This is a genomic window from Amycolatopsis sp. NBC_00355 (assembly GCF_036104975.1).
GTDB lineage: Bacteria > Actinomycetota > Actinomycetes > Mycobacteriales > Pseudonocardiaceae > Amycolatopsis.
The window spans coordinates 5,338,946-5,365,698 of record NZ_CP107982.1; the positions used below are offsets into that span (position 1 = coordinate 5,338,946).

Annotated in this window: 20 protein-coding genes and 1 pseudogene; 4 read left to right on the forward strand and 17 right to left on the reverse strand. The window is 71.2% G+C overall.

Annotation, left to right across the window (positions count from 1 at the left end):
- Positions 1 to 5 precede the first annotated feature (5 nt).
- The 3 genes from OHS18_RS23705 to OHS18_RS23715 form a co-directional block, all read right to left on the reverse strand.
- Positions 6 to 680 (reverse strand): LPXTG cell wall anchor domain-containing protein, encoded by a 675-nt coding sequence (locus OHS18_RS23705; protein WP_328449195.1) that lies wholly within the window; start codon positions 678 to 680, stop codon positions 6 to 8.
- 266 nt (positions 681 to 946) lie between these two features.
- Positions 947 to 2,482 carry an amino acid permease gene (locus OHS18_RS23710; RefSeq protein WP_328449193.1) on the reverse strand — a complete coding sequence of 512 codons (1,536 nt, stop codon included), beginning with the start codon at positions 2,480 to 2,482 and terminating at the stop codon, positions 947 to 949.
- Positions 2,483 to 2,573: 91 nt separating this feature from the next.
- Positions 2,574 to 3,491 carry a cation diffusion facilitator family transporter gene (locus tag OHS18_RS23715; RefSeq protein WP_328449192.1) on the reverse strand — a complete coding sequence of 306 codons (918 nt, stop codon included), beginning with the start codon at positions 3,489 to 3,491 and terminating at the stop codon, positions 2,574 to 2,576.
- A gap of 249 nt (positions 3,492 to 3,740) precedes the next feature.
- On the opposite strand from OHS18_RS23715, the gene OHS18_RS23720 reads away from it, so the two are divergent.
- A complete protein-coding gene (locus OHS18_RS23720) occupies positions 3,741 to 6,692 on the forward strand; it encodes an AfsR/SARP family transcriptional regulator (RefSeq protein ID WP_328612452.1) in 2,952 nt (983 codons plus the stop codon).
- Positions 6,693 to 7,915: 1,223 nt separating this feature from the next.
- On the opposite strand, the gene manA is transcribed toward OHS18_RS23720, so the two are convergent.
- From manA to OHS18_RS23745, 5 genes are all read right to left on the reverse strand, one after another.
- The gene (gene manA, locus OHS18_RS23725; RefSeq protein WP_328459207.1) at positions 7,916 to 9,139 is read right to left on the reverse strand and encodes a mannose-6-phosphate isomerase, class I; all 1,224 of its coding nucleotides are present in this window, start codon (positions 9,137 to 9,139) and stop codon (positions 7,916 to 7,918) included.
- A 54-nt stretch (positions 9,140 to 9,193) separates the two neighbouring features.
- Complete coding sequence (locus OHS18_RS23730) at positions 9,194 to 10,288, reverse strand: hypothetical protein (protein ID WP_328449188.1); 1,095 nt, start codon at positions 10,286 to 10,288, stop codon at positions 9,194 to 9,196.
- The gene (locus OHS18_RS23735) at positions 10,272 to 10,496 is read right to left on the reverse strand and encodes a Trm112 family protein (RefSeq protein WP_323323309.1); all 225 of its coding nucleotides are present in this window, start codon (positions 10,494 to 10,496) and stop codon (positions 10,272 to 10,274) included. Before OHS18_RS23735 ends, OHS18_RS23730 begins: the two co-directional genes overlap by 17 nt.
- 88 nt (positions 10,497 to 10,584) lie before the next feature.
- Positions 10,585 to 11,940 (reverse strand): phosphomannomutase/phosphoglucomutase, encoded by a 1,356-nt coding sequence (locus OHS18_RS23740; protein WP_328612453.1) that lies wholly within the window; start codon positions 11,938 to 11,940, stop codon positions 10,585 to 10,587.
- Positions 11,941 to 12,020: 80 nt separating this feature from the next.
- Positions 12,021 to 12,377: a DUF3499 domain-containing protein gene (locus OHS18_RS23745; RefSeq protein ID WP_328449183.1), complete on the reverse strand. Its 357-nt coding sequence runs from the start codon at positions 12,375 to 12,377 to the stop codon at positions 12,021 to 12,023.
- A 79-nt stretch (positions 12,378 to 12,456) separates the two neighbouring features.
- On the opposite strand from OHS18_RS23745, the gene OHS18_RS23750 reads away from it, so the two are divergent.
- Positions 12,457 to 12,921, forward strand: a complete 465-nt coding sequence (locus OHS18_RS23750) for a metallopeptidase family protein (RefSeq protein WP_328449181.1) — start codon at positions 12,457 to 12,459, stop codon at positions 12,919 to 12,921.
- A 58-nt stretch (positions 12,922 to 12,979) separates the two neighbouring features.
- Here OHS18_RS23750 and OHS18_RS23755 read toward each other — a convergent pair whose 3' ends face one another.
- The gene (locus OHS18_RS23755; RefSeq protein ID WP_328612454.1) at positions 12,980 to 16,276 is read right to left on the reverse strand and encodes a glycosyltransferase family 2 protein; all 3,297 of its coding nucleotides are present in this window, start codon (positions 16,274 to 16,276) and stop codon (positions 12,980 to 12,982) included.
- Between the two features lie 133 nt (positions 16,277 to 16,409).
- The gene (locus OHS18_RS23760; protein WP_247063648.1) at positions 16,410 to 16,697 is read right to left on the reverse strand and encodes a WhiB family transcriptional regulator; all 288 of its coding nucleotides are present in this window, start codon (positions 16,695 to 16,697) and stop codon (positions 16,410 to 16,412) included.
- Positions 16,698 to 17,015: 318 nt separating this feature from the next.
- Here OHS18_RS23760 and OHS18_RS23765 point away from each other — a divergent pair, with 318 nt between their 5' ends.
- A complete protein-coding gene (locus OHS18_RS23765; protein ID WP_328459206.1) occupies positions 17,016 to 17,720 on the forward strand; it encodes a site-2 protease family protein in 705 nt (234 codons plus the stop codon).
- Positions 17,721 to 17,729: 9 nt separating this feature from the next.
- Here OHS18_RS23765 and OHS18_RS23770 read toward each other — a convergent pair whose 3' ends face one another.
- The 3 genes from OHS18_RS23770 to mshB are packed head-to-tail and all read right to left on the reverse strand — an operon-like array spanning position 17,730 to position 19,751.
- Positions 17,730 to 18,524, reverse strand: a complete 795-nt coding sequence (locus OHS18_RS23770) for a hypothetical protein (RefSeq protein WP_328449177.1) — start codon at positions 18,522 to 18,524, stop codon at positions 17,730 to 17,732.
- Entirely contained in the window at positions 18,517 to 18,909 is a 393-nt protein-coding gene (locus OHS18_RS23775) for a hypothetical protein (RefSeq protein WP_328612455.1), read from the reverse strand. Before OHS18_RS23775 ends, OHS18_RS23770 begins: the two co-directional genes overlap by 8 nt.
- Positions 18,906 to 19,751 carry an N-acetyl-1-D-myo-inositol-2-amino-2-deoxy-alpha-D-glucopyranoside deacetylase gene (mshB, locus tag OHS18_RS23780; RefSeq protein WP_328612456.1) on the reverse strand — a complete coding sequence of 282 codons (846 nt, stop codon included), beginning with the start codon at positions 19,749 to 19,751 and terminating at the stop codon, positions 18,906 to 18,908. Before mshB ends, OHS18_RS23775 begins: the two co-directional genes overlap by 4 nt.
- 113 nt (positions 19,752 to 19,864) lie before the next feature.
- Between mshB and OHS18_RS23785 the strand changes: the two genes are divergently transcribed.
- Positions 19,865 to 21,643, forward strand: a complete 1,779-nt coding sequence (locus OHS18_RS23785; RefSeq protein ID WP_328449171.1) for an ABC transporter ATP-binding protein — start codon at positions 19,865 to 19,867, stop codon at positions 21,641 to 21,643.
- A gap of 112 nt (positions 21,644 to 21,755) precedes the next feature.
- Here OHS18_RS23785 and OHS18_RS23790 read toward each other — a convergent pair.
- The 4 genes and pseudogenes from OHS18_RS23790 to OHS18_RS23805 form a co-directional block, all read right to left on the reverse strand.
- Positions 21,756 to 22,655: pseudogene (locus OHS18_RS23790) on the reverse strand (ABC transporter permease); the annotation flags it as partial.
- An 81-nt stretch (positions 22,656 to 22,736) separates the two neighbouring features.
- Positions 22,737 to 23,666, reverse strand: coding sequence for an ABC transporter permease (locus tag OHS18_RS23795; protein ID WP_328449170.1), 930 nt, complete (start codon positions 23,664 to 23,666; stop codon positions 22,737 to 22,739).
- Complete coding sequence (locus OHS18_RS23800) at positions 23,659 to 24,675, reverse strand: ABC transporter permease (RefSeq protein ID WP_328449169.1); 1,017 nt, start codon at positions 24,673 to 24,675, stop codon at positions 23,659 to 23,661. Before OHS18_RS23800 ends, OHS18_RS23795 begins: the two co-directional genes overlap by 8 nt.
- Positions 24,676 to 24,866: 191 nt before the next feature.
- A complete protein-coding gene (locus OHS18_RS23805; RefSeq protein WP_328612457.1) occupies positions 24,867 to 26,675 on the reverse strand; it encodes an ABC transporter family substrate-binding protein in 1,809 nt (602 codons plus the stop codon).
- Positions 26,676 to 26,753: the final 78 nt, after the last annotated feature.

The window sequence follows — 26,753 nt, forward strand, 5'->3', positions numbered from 1 at the left end:
CAGCTTCACTCGGAAGCCTTGCGGCGGAACTTCAGCAGCGCGAGCAGGCCGCCACCGCCGAGGATCAGCAGCGCGGCGATCCACACGAGCCACATGTTGTCGAAACCGGTGTTGGCCAGGCCGCCACCGGTGCCGGACTCGTTGCCCGCGGGGACGACGGCCGGAGCGGTCGAGCTGGTCGGCGAGACCGAGGTGTCCGAGGTCGCCGGGGCGCTCGGCTTCGTGGACTCGGTCGGCTTGGTGGGCCGGGTCGGGGCCGTGGTGGTCTCGGTCGGCTTGGTGGAGGTCTTGGTGCCGCAGAGGTACCACTTGTCGATGCCGGCCTGGTGGCCGTTGCGGCTGAACGGCGCGCGCAGGTCGGTCCACGGCGCGTTCTTGTCCAGGCCACGGGCGCCCGGGGTGTAGTCGTTGAAGCCGTCGTCGCCGCCGATGACGACGATGCGCTTCACCGTGACGCCTTCGTTGACCTTGGTGATGGCCAGGCGGTTGTTGGTGATCTTGGCGACGACGTCGCCCTGGCCGAGGTCGGTGCCCTCGGCGCACGGGGTCGCCTTGCCGGGCGTCGGGTGCGGGCGGTTGTCGTCACTGTGGCAGGCCAGCGCGGAACCGGCGGTGCCGATGAGGGCGGCGGCGGTGAGCGCGATGATCGCGGCCGAGCCGCGGAGGGTACGACTACGCATTCATAACTCCTGTGCCAGGCGGGGAGACACTGTCGAAAGTTGTGATCGCGATACCACTGAGCGTGAAATCACACTGCTGTAATTCACCCGCCAGTGGCACACGAAGGATCGAAAGGTATCGCACGTCACTCGTCTCGCTACACGGGGTCCCCTTTTAGGCACGATGGGCAAGATCGTCTCGCCTCGCCCGTTCTGCCCCGGTCCACAAAAACCCCGCCGACCTGCGAGAAGCAGGTCGGCGGGGGTGCCACGAAAGAGTGGGTGAATCAGCCCTCGGGTGCCTTGGCCGGCGATTCGACATCTTCGACGCCGTCGGCCTGACGCTTGCCGAGCAGAGAGTGCCGGCGGCTGTAGGCGAAGTAGAGGATCACACCGATCACCATCCACACGACGAACCGCAGCCAGGTCAGCACGGTCAGGTTCAGCATCAGCCAGACGCAGGCCACGATGGCCAGGATCGGGATCAGCGGCACCAGCGGCACCTTGAAGGCGCGGGGCAGGTCCGGCCGCGTCCGGCGCAGGATCAGCACGCCCGCCGAGACCAGCACGAACGCGAAGAGCGTGCCGACGTTGACCATCTCTTCAAGCTTGTCCGCCGGGAAGAACGTCGCCGCCAGGGCGACCAGGCCGCCGACGATCAGCGTCGCGCGCTTCGGCGTCCCCTGCCCGCCGGTCTTCGCCAGGCCACGCGGCATCAGGCCGTCGCGGGACATGGCGTAGATGATCCGGACCTGGCCGAGCATCAGGACCATGACGACGGTGGTCAGGCCGGCCAGCGCGCCGAAGGAGATGATGTTGGCCGCCCAGTCGACGCCGTTGGCGGAGAACGCCGTCGCGAGCGTCTTGTGGCTGCCGTCGCCCGCCGAGGTGGCCAGGTCCTTGTAGGACGTCATGCCGACGACCACGAGCGACACGGCGACGTACAGCACCGTGACGATGATCAGCGAGCCGAAGATGCCGCGCGGCACGGACTTCTGCGGGTTCTTCGTCTCCTCGGCCGTGGTCGCCACGATGTCGAACCCGATGAACGCGAAGAACACCAGCGAGGCGCCGGCCAGCAGGCCGAACACGCCGTACGAGCTGCTCGCGCCGCCCGCGATCAGCGAGAAGAGCGACTGGTCGACGCCGGTCTCGCCGGAGCCGCCGGTCGAGCCCGGCGGGATGTAGGGCGAGTAGTTGGCGCCCTTGATGTAGAAGATGCCGAGGATGATCACGAACAGCACCACGGCGACCTTGATGCCGGTGATCACCATCGAGACCCGCGAAGACAGCTTGGTGCCGACGGCCAGCAGCGTCGTCAGGAGCGCGACGACGACCAGCGCGCCCCAGTCGATCGTGACGCTGCCGATGTCGAACGTCGTCTTCGCGCCCTTGCCGAACAGGTAGCTCAGCACGGTTTCGAGGTAGACCGACCAGCCCTTGGACACGGCGGCGGCGCCGACGGCGAGCTCCAGGATCAGGTCCCAGCCGATGATCCACGCCATGAACTCGCCGAACGTGGCGTAGGAGAACGTGTACGCGCTGCCCGCGACCGGCACGGTCGAGGCGAACTCGGCGTAGCACAGCGCCGCCAGCGCGCACGCGATCGCGGCGAACACGAACGCCAGCGAGACCGACGGGCCGGCGTAGTCACCGGCCGCGCGCGCGGTGAGCGTGAAGATGCCCGCGCCGATGACGACCGCCACCCCGAAGACCGTGAGGTCCCAGGCGCTCAGGTTCCGCCGGAGTTTGGTGTCCGGTTCGTCGGTGTCCTTAATGGACTGTTCGATCGATTTAGTGCGCCACAATCCCGTTCCGGGCACCGTTGACCTCCTACGGCTGGCCTGCGAGTTTCGCCGTAGGTCACCCTAACGGGTCAGGCGCGGGTCGGCTTGCCGGAACGCGCGGAGCCGATCACCGGGCGAGGCTGCGGTCCAGGTCCGGCTCGAGGTAGATGAGCTTCGCGACCGGCACCTTCGAGCGCACGCGGGCCTCGGCGTCGTCGATGGCCGTGGCCACCGCGGCGGTGTCGAGGCCGGGCACCAGCGCCAGCTTCGCCGCGACCAGCAGCTCGTCCGGGCCGAGGTACTGGGTGCGGATGTGGATGACGCGCTCGACCTTGCCCGCGGCCAGCTCGTCGACGATCGTCGCGAGGACCGCCGGGTTCGCGCCTTCGCCGATGAGGAGGCTCTTCATCTCGACGATCAGGATGATCGCGATGACGCCCAGCAGCAGGCCGATCCCGAGGGTGCCGACGCCGTCCCAGACCGGATCGCCGGTGACCACCGACAGCCCGACACCGAGCAGCGCGAGGACGAGTCCGAGCAGCGCGCCGGCGTCCTCCAGCAGGACGACCGGGAGCTCCGGCTCCTTGGCCTGGCGGATGAAGCCCCACCAGCTGACGTCACCCTTGATCTTCTTCGACTCGCCGACGGCGGTGTAGAAGCTGTAGCCCTCGAGACCCACCGCGACGACCAGGATGATCACGGCGACGATCGGCGACTCCAGCGGCTCCGGCGCGCCGATCTTGTGGATGCCTTCGTAGATCGCGAACGCCGAGCCGAGGGTGAAGAGCATCAGCGCGACGATGAAGGAGTAGAAGTACCGGTCGCGGCCGTAGCCGAACGGGTGCTCCTTGTCCGCCGCGCGCCTCGACGTCTTCTGGCCGAGCAGCAGCAGGCCCTGGTTCGTGGTGTCGGCCAGCGAGTGCACCGACTCCGCCAGCATCGACGACGACCCGGTGACGAGGAAGCCGACGAACTTCGCGGCCGCGATCCCGGCGTTGGCTCCGAGCGCGGCGATGATCGCCTTGGTTCCGCCTCCAGCTGACACGACCGCTCCCCTGGTAGGTCCTGAATGTCCGGGTGGAGCGTAATCGGAGCGGTTCCGGTGGGTCCCCACCGGCCGGGATTTCGATCAGGCGATGGCGGCGGCCGGCTTCGGCGGACGCCGACGACTGCGCGCGGACAGCCGTGGACACCACCGGCCTGGGCAGAACTCCCGTCACGCGCAAACGCGCCCGGTTTTGTCGGTGCCCTCCGCTACCGTGGCCCTCCCTGCTCGCCCGTCCAGGAAGGTGCCATGGCGTACTTCGCCGTGCTCGGCGCGCTTGCGATCGAAAGCCCGCCGGGCCAGTGGCCCGTACTGCGCGGAGACCGGCAGCGCACGCTGCTGGCCGTGCTGCTGCTGAACGCCAACCAGCACGTCCACGTCGACGTGCTGGTCGAAGCCCTGTGGCCGGAGCGGCCGCCGAAGTCGTACACCTCGAACCTGCACACCTACCTCTCGCGGCTGCGCGACCGGATCGACGGCCTGCGCGTCGAGCGCGGGCCGCTCGGGTACCGGCTGCGGGCCGAGCCGCACGAACTCGACCTGCTCGCGTTCCGGGCGGCCGCCGCCGAAGGGAAGCGGGCGGGGGACGCGGTCACGGCGTCGCGGCACTACCGGCGGGCGCTCGCGTTGTGGCGGGGGCCCGTGCTGGCCGGGCTGCACGTGCCGCGGCTCGACGCCGACGTCGCGCGGCTGGAGTCCGAACGGCTCGCCGTCTTCGAGGACTGCGTCGACGCCGATCTGAACGCCGGGCGGCACGGGGAGCTGACCGGCGAGCTGCCGGCGATGATCACCGAGCACCCGCTGCGCGAACGGCTGGCCGCGCAGCTGATGACCGCGTTGCACCGGGCCGGCCGGCAGGGTGATTCGCTCGAGATCTACCGGCGGCTGCGGACCACGTTGATCGAGGAGCTCGGCGTCGAACCGGGCGCCGAAGCCCGCCGGGTGCACGCGGCCGTGCTGCGCGGCGAAGATCCGGTGCCGCGGCTGCCCGCGCCGGTCTGGCCGGTGTGCCAGCTGCCGCCGGACACCGCGGACTTCACCGGCCGCGACACCGAACTGGCCGAACTCACCGGCGTGCTGGGCAGCGGTGACGGCGTCCCCGTCGCGGTGCTCAGCGGCGAACCGGGCGCGGGCAAGAGCACCCTGGCCATGCGCGCCGCCCACCGGCTGCGGGCGCGGTTCCCGGACGGCCAGCTGTACGTCCCGTCCGGCCCGCGCGACCTCGGTGACGTCCTGGCCGACCTGCTGCGCGCGCTCGGCGTCACCGGCCCGGCCATCCCGGACGACGTCCACGCCCGCGCGGCGGTGTTCCGCGGCCGGCTCACCGACCGCCGCGTGCTCGTGGTGCTCGACGACGCCACCGACCCCGAGCACGTCCGCATGCTGCTGCCGGGCACGCCGGGCTGCGCCGTCCTGGTGACGAGCCGGCGCCGGCTCAGCGGCCTCGCGGGCGCGCACCGGCTGCCGCTCGGGCCGCTGCCGGACGCCGACGCGACACGCCTGCTGACCCGGCTCGCGGGCGACCGCGTGGCGCGCGAACCCGCCGACGCCGCGCGCATCATCGCGGCCTGCGACCACCTGCCGCTGGCCCTGCGGATCGCCGGCAGCAGGCTGGCCATCCGCCCGCACCTGCGGCTCGCCGGGCTGGCCGATCGGCTCGAGGACGAGGTCCGCCGGCTCGACGAGCTGACGGTCAGCGACCTGGGCGTCCGCGGCAGCATCGCGCTGAGCTACGACGGCCTCCGCCCGCTCACGCGGCGCGCGTTCCGGCTGATCGGCCGCTGCGCCAACCTCGACCTGCCCGCTTGGGCGATCACCGCGCTGATCGACGACCCGGGGGCCGACGAAGCCGTCGAAGAGCTCGTCGAGGCCAGCCTGCTGGAGTCCGGCGGCCCGGACGAGACCGGCGAAGGCCGTTACCGGCTGCACGACCTCGTCCGCCTCTACGCGACCGAACTCGACGCGCCCGACGGCGGCGGCCTGCGCACGGTGCTGGCGGCGACGCTGGCCCTGGCCGACACGGCGGCGGCGCGGCTGCCCCGCACGGTGCCGATGCCGGCACTGGCGCGGGAAGCACCCGCGCAGCCCTTGCCACCCGAGCTCGTCGAGCGGCTGCTGGCGCGACCGGAGCGCTGGTTCGCCGCCGAACGCGCGAACCTCCTGCTGCTCGTCGGCACGCTGTGCGGGCTGGGCCGCCGGCACGACGCGCTGCTCCTGCTCGACCGGCTCAGCGGATACCTGTACCTGCAGGGGCACTACGCCGACATGCGCGCGGGCTACGAGACGGTGCTGGCAGCCGCGGGCGAAGACGGCTCCCTGACGGCGATCGCCGAGGCCAACCTGACGTTGCTGCGCCACGCCCGCGGCCAGTACGAGGAGGCCGCGGCCGGGTACCGCGAGTGCGCGAAGAAGCTGGAGGAGCACGGCGATCGCCGCACTCACGCCTGGGTTTCGGCCAACCTGGCGCACTGCCTGATCGGGCTGGGCCGCGCGGAAGAGGCCCTGCACACGGCCGCGCACGCGCGCGAACTGTTCACTGTGGACGGTGACGCGGCCGAGCTGGGCCGGGTCCGAGCGGCGGAGTCGGCCGCCTTGCACCGGCTGGGCCGGGTCGGCGACGCCCTGCGCGTCGACGAGGAAGCCGTGGCGCTGGCCCGGAAATCCGGCGAGCCGCGACAGCTGGGAACAGCTCTGCACGGCGTCGCGTGGTCGCTTTTGCTCAGTGGGCAGCCGGCCGAGGCGGCGTCGGCGATCACGGAATCGGTGACGCTGCTGCGAACAACCCCGGCGAGGTCGGCACTGGCGAAGTCCCTGCGCACGCTGGGCGCGATCGAGGCGTACCGAGGCGAACGACGGCGGTCGGTGGAGGCGTTCGAGGCGGCTCGCGACCTGGCCCGAGAGCTGGACGAACGACCGCGAGAGCTGTCGTGCACCCGAGCGCTCGCGGCCGCCTGGATCGGCGAAGGCCGTGCGGCACAGGCGATCCCGGTCCTGCGAGCGTGCCTCGACGAGTTCCGCGAAATGGGCGGCCGCCCCGCGACCAGCCTGACGTGGCTCGTCTTGCACCGCGCGTACGAGACGACCGGCGACCAGGCATCGGCGGCCGAAGCAGCCACGGAGGCCGCGGCCCTGACGGAGCCACGCGACGCCAGCGCGGCCACCCTGCGGCGAGCCCTGCTGGCGCTCACCGAACCCGTGTAGCTGCCTCGGCTGCTTCACGCGCCGACGGCGGCCCGAAACGGGGTGGTGCCGCCCCCTCGCGACACCACCCCCGCTGGGCGACCGCGGTCGCGTCTCCCCGCACGACCACACCCGCCCCGACCTCGGCGGCAGCAGCCCAACCCGCACAGCGAACCGGGCCACGCGACCTCACTGGGCCGTTGCACCTGTACCTGCCCCGTACGACCCGTCCAGGCCTCCCGGGCCAGCCTGCCGCTCGGCAAGACCGGCGGCACCATCTGTGGGCCGGGCCACCGCAGCCGCACTCCCCGTACGACCAAAGCCACCCCGCATGACACCGCCTCGGCGGGCTGCCTGCCCGGCCCGCGAGCCCGGCCCGCGCCACCTCAGCCGGGACAACCGCAGCCGCGCCTCCCCGCACGACCACACCCACCCCGCACGACACCGTCCCGGTCAGGCGATCCCGGGCACCCAACCCGGCCCGCTCAGCGAAACCGGCGGGCGCAATCCCAGCCAACCAACCGCGACCGCACCTCCAGCGCCCGCCGGGCACCCTCCAAGCCAGACAACCGCGCTCCCCGCACGACCACAACCCGCCCTGCACGACACCACTCCGGCCGCACAACCCCGGCACCCGACCGCACGCCCACCGAAACCGGCGGGCACCATCCAAGCCAGACAGCCGACGCCGCACCTCCCCGCGCGGCGCCACCTTGGGCGAGGCACTCCCGCAGCCACATCCCGTACGGCACCACCTCGGCGAGACAATCCCGACGCCCCACCTCCCCGCACGGCGCCACCTCGGCGAGACACTCCCGACGCCCCACCTCCCCGCAGGGCACCACCTCGGGCAAGGCACTCCCACAGCCCCACCTCCCCGTACGGCACCACCTCGGGCAAGACACTCCCGCAGCCACGCCTCCCCGCGCGACTTGCGCCCTCGCGGCACCACCCGACCCCGCACTCCGCAGCCACGCCTCCCCAGCGTGACCACGCCCCTCCAGAACCGAGTGGCACCGTCCAGGTCGCCGACGCCGGGCATCAGACCGGCGTCACCCCCAGCAGCGTCCGCCGCCCCTTGCTCTCGCTCTTCCTCCCCGGAAATCGACAGCACGAGGCTCCAGGACCACCCCTCGGACCGATACTGGCGAACCCCGCCACACGGAACGCACACAGAACACCCGGCCGCCCGCGCACGAAAAAGCCACCAGGAGCAGGCGCTCCTGGTGGCTTTCAAGCAGAGTTCAGCAGGTTCCCGCCGTCGCGCGGAAGAGCTGGGCGCCGGTCCTGTCGAGCGGGCGAATCTTCACCGGCGGGTCGGCGGCCGGCAGCCAGACCGACTGGCCTCGGCGCAGCTCCACCTTCTCGCCGTCGTCCGCCGTCACCAGCAGGTCGCCCGCCGTGCACAGCAGGATCTGCGGGCCGATGCTGTCGACCGTCACTTCGTCGTCCTGACCCGAAGTCCACTCGACGCGCGAGAGCTCGAACTCCGGCGCGTCCGTGTGGTAGATCGCCATCCGGTCGCCCGCGTCGCCGCACTGGACCGGCATCTCGCCGCACGCGAAGTCGACCACTCGCAGCAGCTCCGGGACATCCACGTGCTTCGGCGTCAAGCCGCAGCGCAGGATGTTGTCCGAGTTCGCCAGGATCTCCACGGCCGTGCCGTTCAGGTACAGGTGCAGGTTGCCGGCCGGCAGGTAGATCGCCTCGCCCGCGCGCAGCGTCAGGCGGTTCAGCAGCAGCGCCGCCAGCACGCCCGCGTCGCGCGGGTGGGTCTCGCCCAGCTCCAGGATCGTCCGGCACTCGACCGCGAACTCGCCGTGCTCGCGCAGGTGCCGGACGCACGAGTCCAGCACCTCCGGCAGCAGCGCGTCGAGCGACGACTGCGGCAGCGTGATCCACGTCGTGAACAGCGCCCGCAGGCCCGACGGGTCCAGTTGCGCCTCGAGCAGCCCGGTGTACTTCGCCAGCCCCGGCGTCTCGATCGCCTTCAGCAGCTTGACGGTGCGCTCCGGCTCGCGGAACCCGGCCAGCGCGTGGAACTCCGTAAGCGCGCAGACGAGCTCCGGCTTCGCCGTCGGGTCCGGATAGTTGCGGTTCGGCGCGTCCCGCGGGATGCCCAGCTTCTCCTCGCGGGCGTGCCCCTCCGCGGCCTGCGCCGCCGACGGGTGCGCCTGCATCGACAGCGGCTCCTCCGCGGCGAGGATCTTCAGCAGGAACGGCAGCCGCCCGCCCCACCGCTTCGCGCAGCGCTCGCCGAGCTGGTTCAGCGGGTCGGCTTCGACCAGCTCCAGCAAGCTCCGCTCGGTCCCGTCGGGACCGATGACGTGCGACGGGTCGCCCGGGTGGGCTCCCATCCACAGCTCGGCCTCGGGGTGCGGCGCGGGGATCGGACGGCCCAGCAGCTCGGGGATCGCCGTCCGCGATCCCCAGGCGTAGGGCCGCACCGCGTTGCGCAGCAGCTCCACTGTCACCTCAACTCCACTCCTTCGGCACCGGCCCGGGCCGGTGCTCGGCGGGTCTCACGCCGTCACGGGCTCGAAGCGGCCCGCGCCGCCGATGCTGCCCGCCGCCAGCCCGAGATAGACCGCCGCCAGTTCGAACCGCAGCGCCAGCACCGCGGCCCGCACGATTTCGTCCGCCTCGAACTCCTCGGCCGGGGCGATGACGTCCGCACCCGGCAGCAGATCCTCGGCCTGGAAGCGTGCCGCGTCCGTAGCCGGACCGGTACGCACCGAGAGAAGCAGCACCCGGGTGAGGATGTCACCTGATGGATCGTCCGGATCGGCGAAGATGTCACGCTCCGCGCCACTCGATTGCGCCGCCCGCCGCAATGCGGGGCGCGCCAGAGCCTGACGGAAATCCTCGACATCACAGACGGTAGCAGCGTGCGCCGCGAACGCGTGCGCAGCGTGTTCACCGACGGCGACGGCGACCGGGTCCAGCCCCCACAGGAGCGGCACGCGGTCGGCGACCCGCAACGCGAGCGCTTTGGCCGGGTTCGCGAACGAGTCGCGGGCCAGGTAATCCTTTTCGGCTTCCAGGTCGAGCTGGTCGGCCAGCACCTGGACGTCGGCGACCAGCAGGCCCAGCGCGTTCGCGGTGAGCAGCCCGGCGGCCAGGCCGCGCGGGAACGCCAGCTCCGGCGGCACCGGGATCCGCGGCGCCAGCAGCACGCCCTTGCCCGCCACGGCGGCGGCCACCGGACCTTCCGCCGGCGCGGAGAGCACCACCGACGCGCCGAAGCGCGCGGCCCGCTCCAGCGACGCGGCGAGTTCGCGGTCACCGGCGTCGTCGGTGTGCGCGAAGACGACGTCGAGCGCGCCGATCCAGCTCGGCACCACCTCGGCGACGACCACCGGCACCGGGCACGCCGGCGCCAGCAGCGCCGCCAGCAGCCGCGTGAGCGTCCGGCTCACGCCAGGCCGGTCGATCAGCACGACGGCACGCGGCCGGCCCACGTCGAGCCGGTCGGCCAGGCCCAGCTCGGCCGCGAGCTCGGTGGTCGCCCGCACCTGGGCGCCCGCCATCGCGGCGGCGCGGAGCAACCCCGCGCTGTCGGCCTCGGCCAGGCGCGCGGGGTCGTCGAGCAGCGTGTCGTCAAGCACCGTCGGCATCGGACGCTTCGCTTTCAGCGGGGCCGCCGGTGGCTTCGTCGAGCAGCAGTACCGGGATCCCGTCGCGGACCGGGTACACCCGGCCGCACTCGGTACAGGTCAGGGCGTCGGCCTCCGGGTCGCCCGGCGTCCCGGGACGCAGCGGGGCGTGATCGGGCGACGGGCACGCCAGGATCTCGAGGAGCTGGGCGTCGAGCGTGAGGGCCATGGTTCCTCCATACCACGCGATAAGGTGGGGAGAAGAGCACAGTTTCGGACACAGTTCGGTCCGGACGGCCCTTCTCCCCCGGGACGGGTCAGCTGCGGATGATCGCGAGGACGTCTTCCACCAGGGCCTGCACCGCCTCGGCGTTGGCGGCCTCGACGTTCAGCCGCAGCAGCGGCTCGGTGTTCGACGGGCGCAGGTTGAACCACGCGCCGCCCGGCAGCTGCACGGTGAGACCGTCCAGTTCGTCGATCTCGACCCCGGACTTGCCGCCGAACGCGTCCTTGACGGCCATCATCTTGGCGACCTGGTCGTCCACCGTGGAGTTGATCTCCCCCGACGCCGCGTAGCGCGAGTACGCGCTGGTCAGGTCGGACAGCGGGCCGTCCTGCTCGCCGAGCGCGGCGAGCACGTGCAGCGCCGCCAGCATGCCGGTGTCGGCGCGCCAGAAGTCGCGGAAGTAGTAGTGCGCCGAGTGCTCGCCGCCGAAGATCGCGCCGGTGCGGGCCATCTCGGCCTTGATGAAGGAGTGCCCGACCCGGGTGCGGACCGGCTTGCCGCCGTGCTCGGCGACGATCTCCGGCACACCCTTGGACGTGATCAGGTTGTGGATGACCGTGCCGCCCGGGTCCTTGGCCAGCTCGCGCACGGCGACCAGCGCCGTGATCGCGCTCGGCGAAACCGGCTCGCCGCGCTCGTCGACGATGAAGCAGCGGTCGGCGTCGCCGTCGAAGGCCACGCCCGCGTCCGCGCCGGCCTCGCGCACCTTCGCCTGCAGGTCGACGATGTTCGCCGGGTCCAGCGGGTTGGCCTCGTGGTTCGGGAAGCTGCCGTCGAGCTCGAAGTACATCGGCACGACGTCGATCGGCAGCCCGTCGAAGACGGTCGGGACGGTGTGCCCGCCCATGCCGTTGCCGGCGTCGACCACGATCTTCAGCGGCCGGTTGCCGGACAGGTCGACGAGGTTGCGCAGGTAGGCGGCGTAGTCGGCGAGGACGTCGCGCTCCGAGACGGTGCCGCGCTGGCCCTCGAAGCCGGGCACGCCCTGCTCGACGGTGTCGCGGATCTCGGCGAGCCCGGTGTCCTGGCCGACCGGCGACGCGCCCGCGCGGCACATCTTGATGCCGTTGTACTTGGCCGGGTTGTGGCTGGCGGTGAACATCGCGCCCGGCAGGTTCAGCGAACCCGACGCGAAGTACAGCTGGTCGGTGCTCGCCAGGCCGATGCTGACGACGTCGAGGCCCTGCGAGGTGACTCCCTCGGCGAAGGCCGCGGACAGCCCCGGCGACGAGTCGCGCATGTCGTGGCCGATCACCACCGCGGGGGCCTCGGGCTTGATGAGCAGCGCGAACGCGGCACCGAAGTCGCGGACGAGGTCCGCGTCGAGCTGCTCGCCGACCACGCCGCGAATGTCGTAGGCCTTCACGATGCCCGAAAGGTCTGGCACGCCGTCTCCCCGCGAATAGTCGTCCCGGCGCCCGCTGCGCCGCGCGGAAAGCCTACCGGCGCCGGAGGTGGGTTACGCGTTCAGGCGCGGCCGGGCAGGACCCGGAGGTGGCCGCGGCGCCCGGAGGGGCCTTCGGGCTCGGGGGCCGGCGGCGCGGGCTTGTCGGACCGGCCGGCCTCGCGCACGGCCTCGGCCAGCGCGGTCAGCTCGTCGGCCGACGGGTCCGGAGCGGCGAACGCGCCTTCGTGCCGGACGACTTCCCAGCCCTTGGGGACGGTCAGCCGCAGCGCGTGGGCTTCGCAGAGGTCGTACGAGTGGGGCTCGGAGGCGGTGGCCAGAGGGCCGACGACGGCGGTGGAGTCGCTGTAGGCATACGTCAGCGTGGCCACAGCCGGCTCGAGACAGCCGGTACGCGAACACTTCCGTACGCTCCGCACGATCGGAAACGATAGCGCGTCGCCGCAAGGACGTAGGAGCGACACGCGCTGAGACGCGCCGACCGCATAGACTTCCGGGGTGGCGACGGCTCGTGACTACCGACAACGGCGGCGCCTGCGACGGGACCGGCACGGCCGGGGCCTGCGCGGGACGCTCTATCCGGCGACCCTGCCCGCCGCCGCGAGCCGCGCGGAGCGGTTCGACGCGCTGGTGCTCGACGCGCTGGAACCGATCGAAGCGCGCTGGCGCCACGAGCTGACGAAGCTGGACGTGGCGGTCGACGACGTGCCCGAAGTCCGCGAGAACGGCCACGCGCCCGCGGACGGCGTGCTGCACGACGGCGCGGTGCCGCTGTCGCGCCTGGTCCCGGCGGGGGTGGATCGCACGGGGATGCCCACGCGCGCCCGGATCGTGCTGTACCGGCGGCCGCTGGAGGCACGGGCGAAGGACCCGTCGGAGCTGGCCGAGCTGGTGCACGACGTGCTGGTGGAGCAGGTGGCGGGGTACCTCGGCGTGGAACCGGACGTCATCGAAGGCGAGTAGTCCGCTCGCGCTCGGCCCCCACGCCCCGACAGGGCGTGGGGAGACTGGCGTCCCGGGCTCAGCGGCGGCGCCGGGCCGGGACCGCCGTCAGCAGGGTGAACAGCACCGCCGCCAGCTGGGCCAGCAGCAGCAGGTTCCGTTCCGTGCCCGGGTACTCCACCGTCACCTCCGACGTCGCCGGGGGCACCGAGACCGCCACCTGGTGGCCCCACGCCGGGACGATCGGGACCGGTTTGCCGCCCACCGAAGCCTTCCAGCCCGCTTCCTGCTCCGCCGCCAGCACCAGCAGGCGGCCGGTCGGGCCGTCCGAGACCCGGACGCGGACGTCCGGGAGGCCCGCTTGCACCGGGGCCACGCCCGGCGCGTTCCCGGGGGCGCCGCCGCCCGTGACCGCGGCCTTGGCCTGCTCCGGGGAGATCAGGATCACCTGGCCCGCCGGTGACAACAGGCGGAGCACGCCACGGCCGTCGGAGGTCGGGGCCGCCACCGACACCATGTCCTTCGCCAGCGGTGGGTACGCCCGCGGGTCGGCGCCCGGCGGGAGCACCACGTACTCCACGCCCGCGGCCGCCGCCGCGGCGAACGTCCGCTGTACCGCCGCCGCGTCGCCTTGGCCGAGGTCGCGGCGCCACGTCGCGAGCCGGGCCGGGGTGCCGGGCGTGGGGGCCAGGTCGTCGTCGCCGTAGTGGGGCAGGCGGCCGCCGGTCTGGCGGGTCGCGTCGGGCGTGAGGTCGAGCACCGACCGGCCGGACGCGCCCAGCTCCGCCGTCACCTCCGGCGCCAGTGAAGGACGCTCGCCGGCGCGAAGGGGTCCCTGCCCGCCGACGACCACCGCGCCGGCGGCCAGCGCGAGGAACACCACGACCCCGGCGATCGCGGACACCTTCGGCAGCCACGTCGACGGCACCCCGGCCGCACCGCCGCGCTGCCACGAACCGAGCACGACCCACAGCAGCCCCGCGCCGACGATCAGCAGCGGCACCCCCGCGTAACCGTGCGCCGCCGCGCCGCCCTGCATCGGGGTCGCCGTGACGAGCCGGACCAGCACCAGGCCACCGGCGCCCAGGACCCCCAGCGCGAGCCCGCCCGCGGCGAGCTTCGTCGGCCGGACGACGAGCGCCACCAGCGCCGCCGCGATCACCGCGACGCCGATCGGCCACGCGCCGGGCCCGCCCGGGGCGAGCCCGGCCAGGTCCGTGCCGGACACCGGCGACGCCGCGCCGCCCAAGCCCTGGACGAGCAGTTCCGGGTGCTTCAGCAGCACCGTCGGCCACGGCAGCAGCAGCGCCAGCGGCAGCAGCACGACGATCCCGACCGACGCGATCCGCCGCGCCAGCCCGGTCGGCGCCGGCAGCACCACGAACCCGATCAGCAGCCCGGCGAGCGCGAGCCCGTGCGCCAGCGGCGAGAACGCGCCGAGCAGCGCGACGCCGAACGCCGAGAGCGCCGACACGTGCAGCCACCGGGTGTCCGCGCGGACCAGCAGCCCGGCGATGCCCGCCGCGACGAGCGGCAGCACCAGGTGCACCACGACGACGTCGAGCCGGCCCTGCGCCACCGCCGCCGTGGCGGCCGGCAGCAGCGCGTACGTCGCGGCGATGACCGCGCGCACCCACCGGCGCACGCGAAGCCGCCGGGTCGCCACGTACGCGCTCAGCGCCGCCAGCGGGATGTCCCCGAGCAGCAGGACGGCGACGAGCGCGGCCGGGCCGCCGATCGGCGCGAACACCGCGCCGATCGTGCCCAGCACCGGGACCGTCGCCGAGGCGGGCGCGCCGGTGCCGCCGGCGATCGCGTGCCACGGCGTGAGGTACGACGTCCAGAGCTCACCCAGGCCACCCACCGGGAGCAGCTTGCCCCCGAACAGGTCGAGCCCGAGCCGGGCGCGGTTGACGAACAACCCCAGCGCCGTCATCACGACCAGCAGCACCACCGGCGGCGCGAAGATCGTCGCGCCGAGCACACGACGGCGGTTCACCTCGACGAAGACGATCTCGGGCTCGGGTGCCGGAGCGGCTTCTTCAGCGATTTCCGTGGTTTCCGAGGTTTTCGTGGTTTCCGGTTCCGGCGCCACGGTTTCCGGCAGCGTGACGGCGACGAGCGTGCCCGGCCGCCGCAGCCCCGACCCGCGCGAGCTGACCCCGCGCAGCGCGCCGGCGGGCAGCGCGTCCGGCCCGACCGGACGGTTCTCGCGCGCGTCGAGCGCTTCCGGCGTCACCCACGCGGACTCGGTTTCGACGGTTTCGGGGACCGTCCCGAGCGCGACGTCGTTCTCGACGCCGCGGCGCACGAGGCCGACCACCCCGGCGCGGACGGCGTTGCGCAGCCGCGTCCCGCGTCCGGTGAAGAGGCCGCGAACCGTGCCGGGCCGCGGATTCCGCCGCCGGTGCGCCCGGGCGGCACGCAATCCGCCGCGTCCACTGAGGAGGTACGCGGCGGCCGCGAACTCCGCCCGCGCCTCGCCGGTGCGGCGCAGCAGGACGAAGGCCAGCGCGCGCAGCACCGAGAGCAGCGGGAGCCGGATCATCCCCAGCCAGAAGGAAAACGTCGAGCAGTTCACCAGGAACACCCGCAGCCCGTGGGCGCGGTTCGCGGCCGCGAGCGACGTGGGCACGGCGTCGGCGGGCCGCTGCCCGGTGGTGACGGCGCGCGCGTGCCGCACCCGCGCGGCCGGGACCGACAGGACCAGCCCGCCGGCCGCGTTCGCGCGCCAGCCGAAGTCGAGATCTTCGCGCAGCAACGGGAAATCCGGGTCGAACCCGCCGAGGGCGTCCCACGCGTCGCGGCGCACGAGCGAGCCCGCGCTGGGCACGGCGAGCACCTCGGCCGGGTCGTCGCCGGTCGCGGCGACCTGCTGCCGGTGCCCGGACGCGTCGGTCGACAGGCCGGCTTCGACGATCAGCCGCGGGTCCGTCCAATCGAGCCCGAGCGCGCCCAGCACGGTCGCGGACGGTTGCGCCGTCGCGACTTTGAGGAGTTCGTCGAGGCAGTCGGGTTCGGGCGCGCAGTCGTCGTGCAGCAGCCAGAGCCACGCGCCCGGGTCGCCCCAGCGCTCGGTGGCGTGCTCGACGGCTTCCGCCACCGCGGCGGCGAAGCCGGTTTCACTCGAAAGCGTGACGATCCCGGAGAGCACCGGCGTCGCGTCGGGATCACTGCCGGGGTCGGCCGCTTCGGCCAGCAGACGCGGGGTCGCGTCGGTGGATCCGGTGTCCACGGCGAGCACGTGCCGGGGCCGGAGAGTGCTGCGGCGCAATGAAGAAAGCGCCAGCGGCAGCCAGTTTTCGCCGTTGTGACAGACCACAATGGCCAGAACGGGCGCGGTGCGCAGGGCGGGCGGCGCGGCGGTGCGGGGCAACAAACGCTCCAGATCAGGCGATGGATCGGTGCGGCCACCCTACGGCCCCGGTCCGTCACCCGATGGTGAACCCACGCCGCGTGTTCACCACGTGGAATCACCGGTGACGCCACGCATCACCGGTGATCTCCCCTCAAACTGCGCGTTTCTTCAGCTTCCGGCGCTCCCGCTCGGACAGACCGCCCCAGATGCCGAAGCGTTCGTCCTTGGCCAGCGCGTACTCAAGGCACTCGTCCTTGACCTCGCAACCCAGGCAGATCCGCTTGGCTTCGCGGGTGGAGCCGCCCTTCTCGGGGAAGAACGCCTCCGGGTCCGTCTGCGCGCACAGAGCGCGTTCTTGCCAGTCCTGCTCTTCCTCGGTGGCATCGATGAGCTCGGTGAGATCTCCCAGAGCCTGCTCCGGGATCTCGCCCCAACTCATGACGTGCCCCCATTCCTTACCATCGGCTTCCAACCGCACGTCCGCCTCCTCGCTCCCTAGCACTCCCCAGGCTGGCGGTGGTGAAACGACACTCGCCGTCCCCTCGACGACGAATGACATCACTGTGATTACACCCGTGTAGTGCGGTCAGGTCAAGCGGAGTAGCGAGTTCGGGGGACCCTTCGGCCCGATCGCGCAAGGGGACACGCCGGTAACTTCACACCGGGCATACGGAAGACTGGAAGCGTGCAGAAGTCAGCGACGCGCCCCAGCCCGGTCTTCCTCGGCATCCTCGCCCTCACCGTCGCCGGTGGCGTGATGGCCGCCTTCGGCGACGTGACCACCGTTCTGGTCGGTGACCGCGATCCACTCCTCATCGCCGGCGTCGTGATCTTCGTCGCCGCCGGCTGGGTGGCCTCGCTGTCGCTGCACGAGTTCGGCCACGCGATGGTCGCCTACCGGGGCGGTGACGCGAGTGTCGCTCATAAGGGTTACCTGACGCTGGACGTCCGGAAGTACACCGATCCGGTCCTGTCGATCGTCCTGCCGTTGATCTTCCTCATCATCGGCGGCATCCCGCTGCCGGGCGGCGCGGTCTGGATCAACCGGGGCGCGCTGCGCTCGCGCGGGACGTCGTCGTGGGTCTCGCTGGCGGGACCGCTGAGCAACCTCGCGGTCGGCGCGGCGCTGACGCTCGTGGTGGCGCTGGTGCCGATGGCGGGCGGCCTGGTCGTCGCGATGTCCTACCTGGCGCTGCTGCAGGTCCTGACGTTCATCCTGAACATCCTCCCGATCCCCGGCCTCGACGGCTGGGGCGCGATCGAGCCGTACCTGCCGCCGCAGGCCCGCGCGTTCGGCGCCCAGGTGCGCCCGTGGGCCCCGATCATCCTGTTCGCGATCCTCTGGTTCTTCACCCCGGCGAGCACGGCCCTGTGGGACGGCGCGTTCTGGATCTACAACAACCTGGGCGGCTTCGAAGAAGGCGCCCGCGCGGGCGCCAGCGTCTTCCGCTTCTGGAACTGACGCGCCGGGTCAGCGGGCGGGCGCCTGTTCCGTCAGCCAGGTGTGCGCCCGCTTCCAGACCTCCTTCAGCCCGGAGCGCTCGCCGAGGTAGTCGCCCGCCGCGCCGACGACCGGGAGCATGCCCAGCGCGCGGTGTACGAGGTTGCCCCGCGGCCGCTTCTCCAGCTCTCCCGTGATGCCGATCAGGCCGCGGCCGAGGCGCCACAGCGTCCCGGCGGCGGCCTTGATCGTCGCCTTGCCGTGTTTCTTCTCCGACGCCGTCAGTTCTTCGGTCAGCCTCGCGGCTTCCTCGGCCTCCGCGGCTTCGTCGTGTTCCGGGTGCTTGCCCGCCGCGAGGTCGGGATCGATGTCGCGCTCGAAGAGCACCGACGCGATCAGCCGGACGCGCGTGCCGACGTCGGTGACGCCGTACTCGCCGGCGATCGCGCACAACAGCAGCCCCTGTGACGCCGCGCCGAGCGTGTCCTGCACCGGGAGCCGGTCGGCCAGCGCGCCGCCCAGCCCCGGGATCGACGTCAGCAGCGCCGTGAAGCGGCCCACGCGGTTCATCCACCAGCTCGACCGGTCGTAGCCGGTCATCCGGCCCCACGCGGCCGTGCCGGGGACCTTCACCGACGTCAGCCCGTGGATCAGTTTCGCCTTGAGCCCGGACTCGACCTCGGCGAGGTCGTCCTGCTCCCGCCGGTCACGCGCCTGCAGCCCGAACGGGTCGGACTCGCGCAGCGCGTCCAGCATCGGGCCACACGCCCGGACGAACGGCCGCAGCACCGCCACGACCTGCTTGTCGGAAATCGCCTCAGCCACGTCCCGGTTTCCTTCCCGCCGCCCGTCCCAGCCCACCGCCGAGCACCATCGCGCCGGGAAGCGCGCTCGCACCGAGCAGCAGCAGCGCCCGCCAGTCCTGGATCAGCACCAGGTCGCCGCCCGGACCCAGCATGCCGACCCCGAACACGACGAGCACCCACACGACGAGGGGTACCCACGAAAGAGACGGCCGCACCAGCTTGGCCGTGGCCGACACCAGCCACGGGGTCGTCACCGCGCCGACCAGCACCGTCACCGGCAGCGGCAGCACGCCGAGCCGCAGCGGCAGGAAGAACAGCTCCAGCACGCCCAGCAGCACGGTGTCGAAGGCGAGCAGGAGCAGGAAGGCGATCTGGGTCCCGGTCAACCGGTCCGGCGTGGTCACAGTCCACCGAACAGGTCGCCGGCCGCGCCCTCGGCCGGGCCGTGGGCCAGCACGAAATAGTCGTGCGCCGGGATCGGCTGGGCCAGCTCGTTGGTCAGCGCGAAGTGCGGGACGGCGCCCTCGACCACGGTCAGCTGCGTCGCGTGCGCGCGCAGTGCCGCGAGCTTCGACGGCAGGTGCGCGGCGACGTCGAGGACCGTCGTGATCTCTTCGTCCGGGGTCACCGGCAGCTCGGCGTCCGGCGGCACCGGGAAGAGGGACGTCCCGTCCGCGCGCAGCTCCGCCAGGCCGGCGCGGACGGCGTCACGCGAAGCGACCGTGTGGAACACCCGCGCGACCGACGACGCCCGCGGCGCGGCGGCCATGGTGATCTCGTGGGCGCGGATGTGGTCGGGGTGGCCGTACCCGCCGAACGCGTCGTAGGTGACGACGACCTGCGGCCGGACCTCGTCGAGGATTTCCGCCAGCTGCGCGGCCTGCTCGTCGAGGGCACCACCGGCGAACGCCCGCGGGTGGGACGCCGCCGCCGTGCCCGCCATGCCCGAATCGCGCCACCGGCCGATCCCGCCCAGGTAACGATGTCGCGACACCCCCAGCGCGGCGCACGCGGCCGTCAGCTCGCCGACGCGATAACCGCCCAGCTGGTCGGCGGCCCAGGCCCCCAGCCCGGCCAGCTCCGGCAGCTCGCGGACGATCTCGCCTTCCTCACCGAGCGTGCAGGTCACCACGGTCACCTCGGCGCCTTCGGCGGCGTATCGTGCGATCGTGGCGCCGGTGGTGATGCTCTCGTCGTCGGGATGGGCGTGGACGAGCAGCAGCCTTCGCGGTACCGGAGAGATCACGGGTTGAGCGTAATTCCCGTGCTCCGACCTTAGTCGGGGACACCCTCGGTTATCCTCGCGCGAGTCGCGACCGCCGCGTCGCGATGGTCTGTACCCCCACGAAGGGCATCTTGGTGAGCACTGAAGCAACTTCGGCGAACGTCGCCGACGTGTCGGGATCCGTTCTGTCCATCTCCGACCTGAGCGTCTCGTTCCCGACCGAAGACGGCGTCGTCGACGCGGTCAAGGGCATCGGGTTCGACGTCAAGCCCGGCGAGATCGTCGCCGTCGTCGGTGAGTCCGGGTCCGGCAAGTCCGTCACGTCGATGTCGGTGCTGGGCCTGCTGCCCAAGACCAGCCGCATCGCCGGCGAGCTCCGCCTGGGCGAACGCAACCTGGCGGAGCTCAAGGAAAAGGACATGCAGAAGATCCGCGGCAACCAGGTCGCGATGATCTTCCAGGAGCCGATGACGGCGCTGAACCCGGTCTACACGATCGGCTGGCAGCTGCGCGAGGCCCTGCGTTCGCACCAGGACATCTCGAAGGCCGCCGCCGACAAGCGCGCGGTCGAGCTGATCGACCTGGTCGGCATCCCGAACCCGGCGCAGCGGTTCAAGCAGTACCCGCACCAGCTCTCGGGCGGCCTGCGCCAGCGCGTCGTCATCGCCATGGCGATCGCCTGCGACCCGAAGGTCATCATCGCCGACGAGCCGACCACCGCGCTCGACGTCACCGTGCAGGCGGAGATCCTCGGCCTGCTGCGCAAGCTGCGCGACACCCTCGACACCGCGATCGTGCTGATCACGCACGACATGGGCGTCGTCGCCGACATGGCCGACCGCGTCATCGTGATGTACCAGGGCGAGATCGTCGAAGAGGCGCCGGTGCGCGAACTGTTCGCCTCGCCCAAGGAGGACTACACCCGGCGGCTGCTCGCCGCGGTGCCGGTCCTCGGCCAGCGCCCCGAGGGGCGCCGCCTGCTCGACACCGGGATCGACGCCGACAGCACCGAGGCGGCCAAGATCGCCGAGGACATCCGGCTGGCCGACGCCGAGCTGGAAGCCGTGATCGAAGAGGCCGCACCGGCCCTGGAGATCAAGAACCTCGTCCTCGAGTACCCGGGCCGCCGCGGCCAGGGCAAGAACCGCGCGGTGGACGACGTCTCGCTGACCATCGCCAAGGGCGAGATCGTCGGCCTGGTCGGCGAGTCCGGCTCCGGGAAGTCGACCGTCGGCCGCTGCGCCGTGGGCCTGCTCCGGGCCACCCAGGGCACGATCGCGATCGCGGGCAAGGACATCACCACGATGTCCGCGAAGGAAATCCGCCCGCTTCGCCGGTTCTTCTCGATCGTGTTCCAGGACCCGGCGTCCACGTTGGACCCGAAGATGACGATCGGCGAGTCGATCGCCGAGCCGATGGTGCTGCACAAGGTGCTGGCCGGCAAGGAGCTCTCGGCCCGCGTGCGCTCGCTGCTCGACAAGGTCGAGCTGGGCGGGCACTACATGAACCGCTACCCGCACGAGCTCTCGGGCGGCCAGCGCCAGCGCGTCGCGATCGCCCGCGCGCTGTCGCTCGACCCGGCGCTGCTGATCGCCGACGAGCCGACCTCGGCGCTGGACGTGTCGGTGCAGGCCCGTGTCCTGGACCTGTTCCTCGACCTGCAGCAGTCGCTGCAGTTCGCGTGCCTGTTCATCAGCCACGACCTCGCCGTGGTCGACCTGCTGGCCGACCGCGTCGCGGTGATGCAGTACGGCAAGCTGGTCGAGGTCGGCACCCGCGACCAGGTGCTGCACTCGCCCCAGCAGGAGTACACCCGGCGCCTGCTGTCGGCGGCCCCGGTCGCCGACCCGGTGCTGCAGGCCGAGCGCCGCGCGGCCTGGGAAGCGGGCCGGCTGGCGCCGGTCGCCGACTGACGCTCCCGTAGACACGTCGAAGGCCGCCACCCGGCTCGGGTGGCGGCCTTCGACGTTCCTGGGGCCCGGGTTCGCTCTCACTCTGCTTCCACTGCGTGGGCCCCGGGTGTCAGCCGACCCGGATGCGGGGGTCGAGGATGCCCATGCCGTGCCAGGTGAAGACCGTCTCCGTGATGATCGCGCCGGTCACCGTGGCGCCGAAGTTGACCGAGAACAGCGTCATCACCGGGATCAGCGCGTTGCGGAACGCGTGCCGCCAGATCACGCGGGTGTTCGTGGCGCCCTTGGCGCGCGCTGTGCGCACGTAGTCGGCGTCCAGCACCTCCAGCATCGACGCGCGCTGGAAGCGGCTGTAGGCGGCGAACGTGATGGCCATGATGGACAGTGTCGGCAGCAGGAACGCGCCGACGTACTTCGCGAGCGCGTCGCCGACGCCGGTCGCCGAGAGGCTCTCCGGGCTCGTCGTGCGCAGCCACGGGTCCCCGAGGACGTCCGCCAGCCCGAGGTCGCGGACCCAGATGTTGGCGCGGATCGCGTAGCCCTTGAGCACGATGGCGACGCAGAAGATCGGCATCGAGAACATCAGGAACGCCAGCGTCGTCGCGATGTAGTCCCAGAGCGAGTACTGCTTGACGGCGGCGAGCACACCCACCAGCACCCCGAGGACCAGGGCCAGCACCGACGCCGCGAGCACCAGTTCGAGCGTCACCCGGAACGCCGCCAGCACTTTCGGCGCCACCGGCTGGAGCGCGTTGCCCTGCGCGACGGAGATGCCCCAGTCGCCGGACAGGAAGTGGCCGAGCCAGGTGAAGTACCGCGTGAAGACAGGCTGGTCCAGACCGAGCCGGTGCTCGGTGTCGGCGATCGCCTGCGCGCTGATGCCGGGTTTGCTCCGGAGCTCCCCGAGCGGGTCGCCCGTGTTCGCGACCATGACGAAGCAGAGGAACGTGCCGACCAGCAGGACCGGGATCGAGACGAGCAGCCTGCGGACCACGTACACCACGAGATTCATCCGAAACCCCCAGGTCCGGCGGTCCTCGCGGCAAACGGCCGCGGGGGTGACCGGAATCCCGGTCACCCCCGCGGCGCGTGGTCAGGCCTTCATTCTCCGCTGACGCGGGTCGAAGGCGTCGCGAAGACCGTCACCGATGAAGTTGATCGTCAGTGAAATCAGCACGAGCACGATGAACGGCCCGAAGAACAGCGCCGGCCGCGTCTGCAGCTGGGCGTAGTTCTCCAGGATGACGCGGCCGAGCGAGGTGTCCGGCAGCTGGACACCGAGGCCGATGAACGACAGCGCGGCTTCCGCCAGCACGGCCTGCGCGACCGCGAGGGTCGCGTTGACCGTGATGCTGCCGACCATGTTCGGCACCAGGTGCTTGAAGATGATCCGGAACGTGCCGGCGCCCGAAGCGCGAGCCGCGTCGACGAACTCCCGCTGCGACAGCGACATCGCCTCGGCCCGGGTGATCCGGGCGACCTGCATCCAGCCGAAGGCCGCCAGCACCAGCGCCACGATGTACCAGGCACCGCCGCCGAACACCTTGGCGAGGATGGCCGCCGCGGCGATCTGCGGGATGATCAGGAACAGGTCCGTCACGCGTGAGATCGCCGAGTCGGTGAAGCTGCGCAGGTAGCCCGCAAGGGCGCCGAGGACGACGCCGACGAAGGTCGACAGGACCGACACCGTGAGCGCGATCAGCAGCGAGAACTGGGTACCGCGCAGGATCTGCGACACCATGTCCTTGCCGACCTGCGTGGTGCCCAGCGGGAAGTCCCCGTTCGGCTTCGCGAAGGACGGGAAGGAGCTGTCCTCGTAGCTGTGCGGCCAGAAGATCGGCATCAGGATGCTGAGCAGGATGATCAGCACCAGCACCGCGGTCGAGGCCATCGCCAGCTTGTGGTGCAGGAACTTGCGCAGGACGAGCTTGCCCTGGCTCCGCGGCTCGGGCAGGGCCTCCGGCGGCAGCGTGCCGTCGGCGGTCGCGGTTTCGCTCGCGAGAAGTGAGTTCAAGTCAGCCAACGCGAATCCTCGGGTCCAGGATGCCGTACATCAGGTCGGCGATCAGGTTGGCGACGACCACGCTGGTGGCGATGACCACGAGCCAGCCCATCAGCACCTGGGTGTCGTTTTTCGTGACGGCTTCCACCAGCAGCGTGCCCATGCCGTGCCAGTTGAAGACCGTTTCGGTGATGATCGCCCCGGCGAGCACCGAGCCGAAGTTCACCGAGAACAGCGTCGTCACGGGGATCAGGGCGTTGCGGAACGCGTGCCGGAAGATGACCCGGCCGTTCCCCAGGCCCTTGGCGCGCGCGGTGCGCACGTAGTCCGAGCTCATGACCTCGAGCATCGAAGCCCGCTGGAAGCGGCTGTACGCGGCGAAGCTGATCGCCATGATCGAGAGGGTCGGCAGCAGGTACGCGCCGACCGTACTGGTTATGAAGTCCCCGACGCCGTCGGTCTTCAGCTGCTCCGGGCTGATCGTGCGCAGCCAGGGATTGCCGAGGACGTCGGACAGGCCCAGGTCCCGCACCCAGCCGTTGATCTCGATCGCGTAGCGCTTCAGCACGATCGCGACGCAGAAGATCGGCATCGAGAAGAGCAGGAAGGCCAGGGTGGTCGCGATGTAGTCGATGATCGAGTACTGCTTCACCGCGGCCAGCACACCGACGATGATGCCGATGATCAGCGCGAGGATCTCGGCGCCGACGACCAGCTTGAGCGTGACGGCGAACGCGGCCGTGACCTTGGGCGCGACCGGCGCGAGGGCGTTGCCCTGCGCGATCGAGGTGCCCCAGTCGCCGGACAGGAAGTGCCCGAGCCACGTGAAGTAGCGCGGGATGACGCCCTGGTCCAGCCCCAGCTTGTGGGAGAGCGCGTCGATCGCGTCCTTGCTCATCAGCGGGTTGTTGCGGATCTCGCCCAGCGGGTCACCGGTGGCGGCGACCATCACGAACGACAAAAAGGTCCCGACCAGGAGGACGGGAATCGATATCGCCAGACGGCGAAGGATGTAGATCACCAGGTTCAACGAACTGCTCCTCATCCGGGCCTGGTCGTCAGAAGTGCGCTGGACCGCTACCCGGTTGTCTACCGTAGTGGTGGTAACCCTACGGTCAACAGCTACTTCCGGTGGGTACCGGGGCCCGGCTCGTGGCCGGGCCCCGGTACCTCCCAGGTCATCTGGAGCGAGGGGAAAGAAGCGTCAGGGCGCTAGCCCCGTTACTTCTTCTCCCACTCGCCGGCGTTCCACAGCACACCGTTGTACGACTGCATGTACACCCGGTCGATGCCCTTGAACGCCCACATGGACGGCGTCTGGAACAGCGGCATGGTCGCGTACTTGTCGGCGATCGCCTTGTCCGCGGCCTGGTAGTTCTGCAGCTTGCTCTGCTCGTCGGTCGCCTTCACGGCGGCGGTGAACGCCTCGTCGATCTTCGGGTCGCAGAGGTTCTGGTAGTTCTGGTCACCACCGTTGGTCGGGCAGACGTAGATCGAGCGCGACTGCGACTTGAACGGCGCCGACGACCAGCCGAAGAGGGCGATGTCGTAGTCACCGGTCGAGACGCGGCCACCCTTGAGGAAGTTGGCGTCGGTCTCGTCCTTGACCTCGATACCGGCCGCCTTGGCCTGCGAGATGATGATCTCGACGGTCTGGCTGCGGCGCGCGTTCTGGTTGTGCGTGATCTTGAACGAAGCGCGCACGCTGCCCTTGGCGAAGATGCCGTCGGCACCCTTCGCCCAGCCGGCGTCGGTCAGCGTCTTCGCCGCTGCCTCGGCACCCAGCCCGGCCTTGCTGCCGTACAGGTCGGTGTAGCCCTCTTCACCCTGGAAGAACACGATCGAGTTCAGCGGGGCCGCGTCGGCCTGGACTTCCTTGAGCAGCTTGTCGGTGATGGCCTTGCGGTCGACCGACTCGAAGAACGCCTTGCGGAGCGCGTCGTCCTTGAAGATGCGGTTGAACTGCAGGTCGAGGTGCTCGTAGGTCAGCTGTGCGGCCGACCCGTAGGTGACACCCTGCGCCGAGAGGCCCTTCATCGTCTGGGCCGCGGTGGCGTCCGGCTGGGTCGACGCCGCGACGTCGATCTCACCGTTCTGCAGCGCGGTCGCCATGGCCTTGGTGTCTTCCATGGCGCGGACGATGATCTTGGCCGGGCCGCCCTTGCCGCCGGCCCAAGCCGGGTTCTTGACGAGGGTGACGGCCTTCTGGTTGGCGTCGAACGCGTCGATCATGTACGGGCCGGAGGCCGGCATGAGCGCCTTGTCGAAGCCCTTCCACTTGTTCGTCCAGAAGTCGCCGGCCTTGGACAGCTGGGCCGGGTCACCGGTCGGGGCCAGCTTGGTGATGTCCGCGATGCCGGTCTGCTTCTCGAGGATGTGCGCCGGCAGGATCGAGACGCCGCTGAACAGGCCCTTGTAGTCGAGGTACGGCTCGCTGTAGTCCGTCTCGAAGGTCAGGTTGTCCTTGCAGGTGGCGGTCTTGATCTTGTCGTAGCCGGTGGTCGACGCCGCGTTGAACGGGTTCTTGCCGTCCGAGCCCTTGGCCTGGCCGCTCTGCGAGAGCCAGTTCAGGTACAGGTCGTGGCAGTCGAAGGCCGCGTTGTCGGACCACTTGATGTTCGGCTTGATCTTGTACGTGACGACCTGCGGGTCCTTGGAGGTCACGTCGACCGAGTCGAACATGTCGTTGTTGAGCAGCACCTTGTTGTTGCCGTCGAGGACGAAGGAGTCTTCGAGCACGGCCGTCAAGATGTACGTGTTGTACGAGCTGTTGGTGTCCGGGGTGTTGTTGTTGTACCCCGAGTACCCGTCGTCGATCCCGACCGTGACGGTGCCGTCCCAGCCCTTGACGTCGGCGAGCTTGAACGAGTCACCCGTCTCGGCTTTGCCGACAGCCATCGACTTGACGTCGGTCGACGACCCGTTCTGGTCCGTGCTGCCCGAACCCGAATCGCCGCCGCTGCAGGCGCTCAGCAGCAGCGTGCCCGCTGCGACGAGCGACAAGGCGGAGACTGCTTTGGTTCTCCTCATGAAGTGTGCCCTCCTAGCACTGAGCCCTTGAATTGTGACAAGGACCCACACCGCTCCGGTTTGGTGCCGGAGCCTACG

Coding starts and splice junctions, on each gene's coding strand:
- OHS18_RS23705 (WP_328449195.1), bottom strand. CDS start 680: ATGCGTAGTCGTACCCTCCGCGGCTCGGCCGCGATCATCGCGCTCACC.
- OHS18_RS23720 (WP_328612452.1), top strand. CDS start 3,741: ATGGCGTACTTCGCCGTGCTCGGCGCGCTTGCGATCGAAAGCCCGCCG.
- OHS18_RS23730 (WP_328449188.1), bottom strand. CDS start 10,288: ATGCCGACGGTGCTTGACGACACGCTGCTCGACGACCCCGCGCGCCTG.
- OHS18_RS23735 (WP_323323309.1), bottom strand. CDS start 10,496: ATGGCCCTCACGCTCGACGCCCAGCTCCTCGAGATCCTGGCGTGCCCG.
- OHS18_RS23760 (WP_247063648.1), bottom strand. CDS start 16,697: ATGAGTTGGGGCGAGATCCCGGAGCAGGCTCTGGGAGATCTCACCGAG.
- OHS18_RS23765 (WP_328459206.1), top strand. CDS start 17,016: ATGGCCGCCTTCGGCGACGTGACCACCGTTCTGGTCGGTGACCGCGAT.
- OHS18_RS23805 (WP_328612457.1), bottom strand. CDS start 26,675: ATGAGGAGAACCAAAGCAGTCTCCGCCTTGTCGCTCGTCGCAGCGGGC.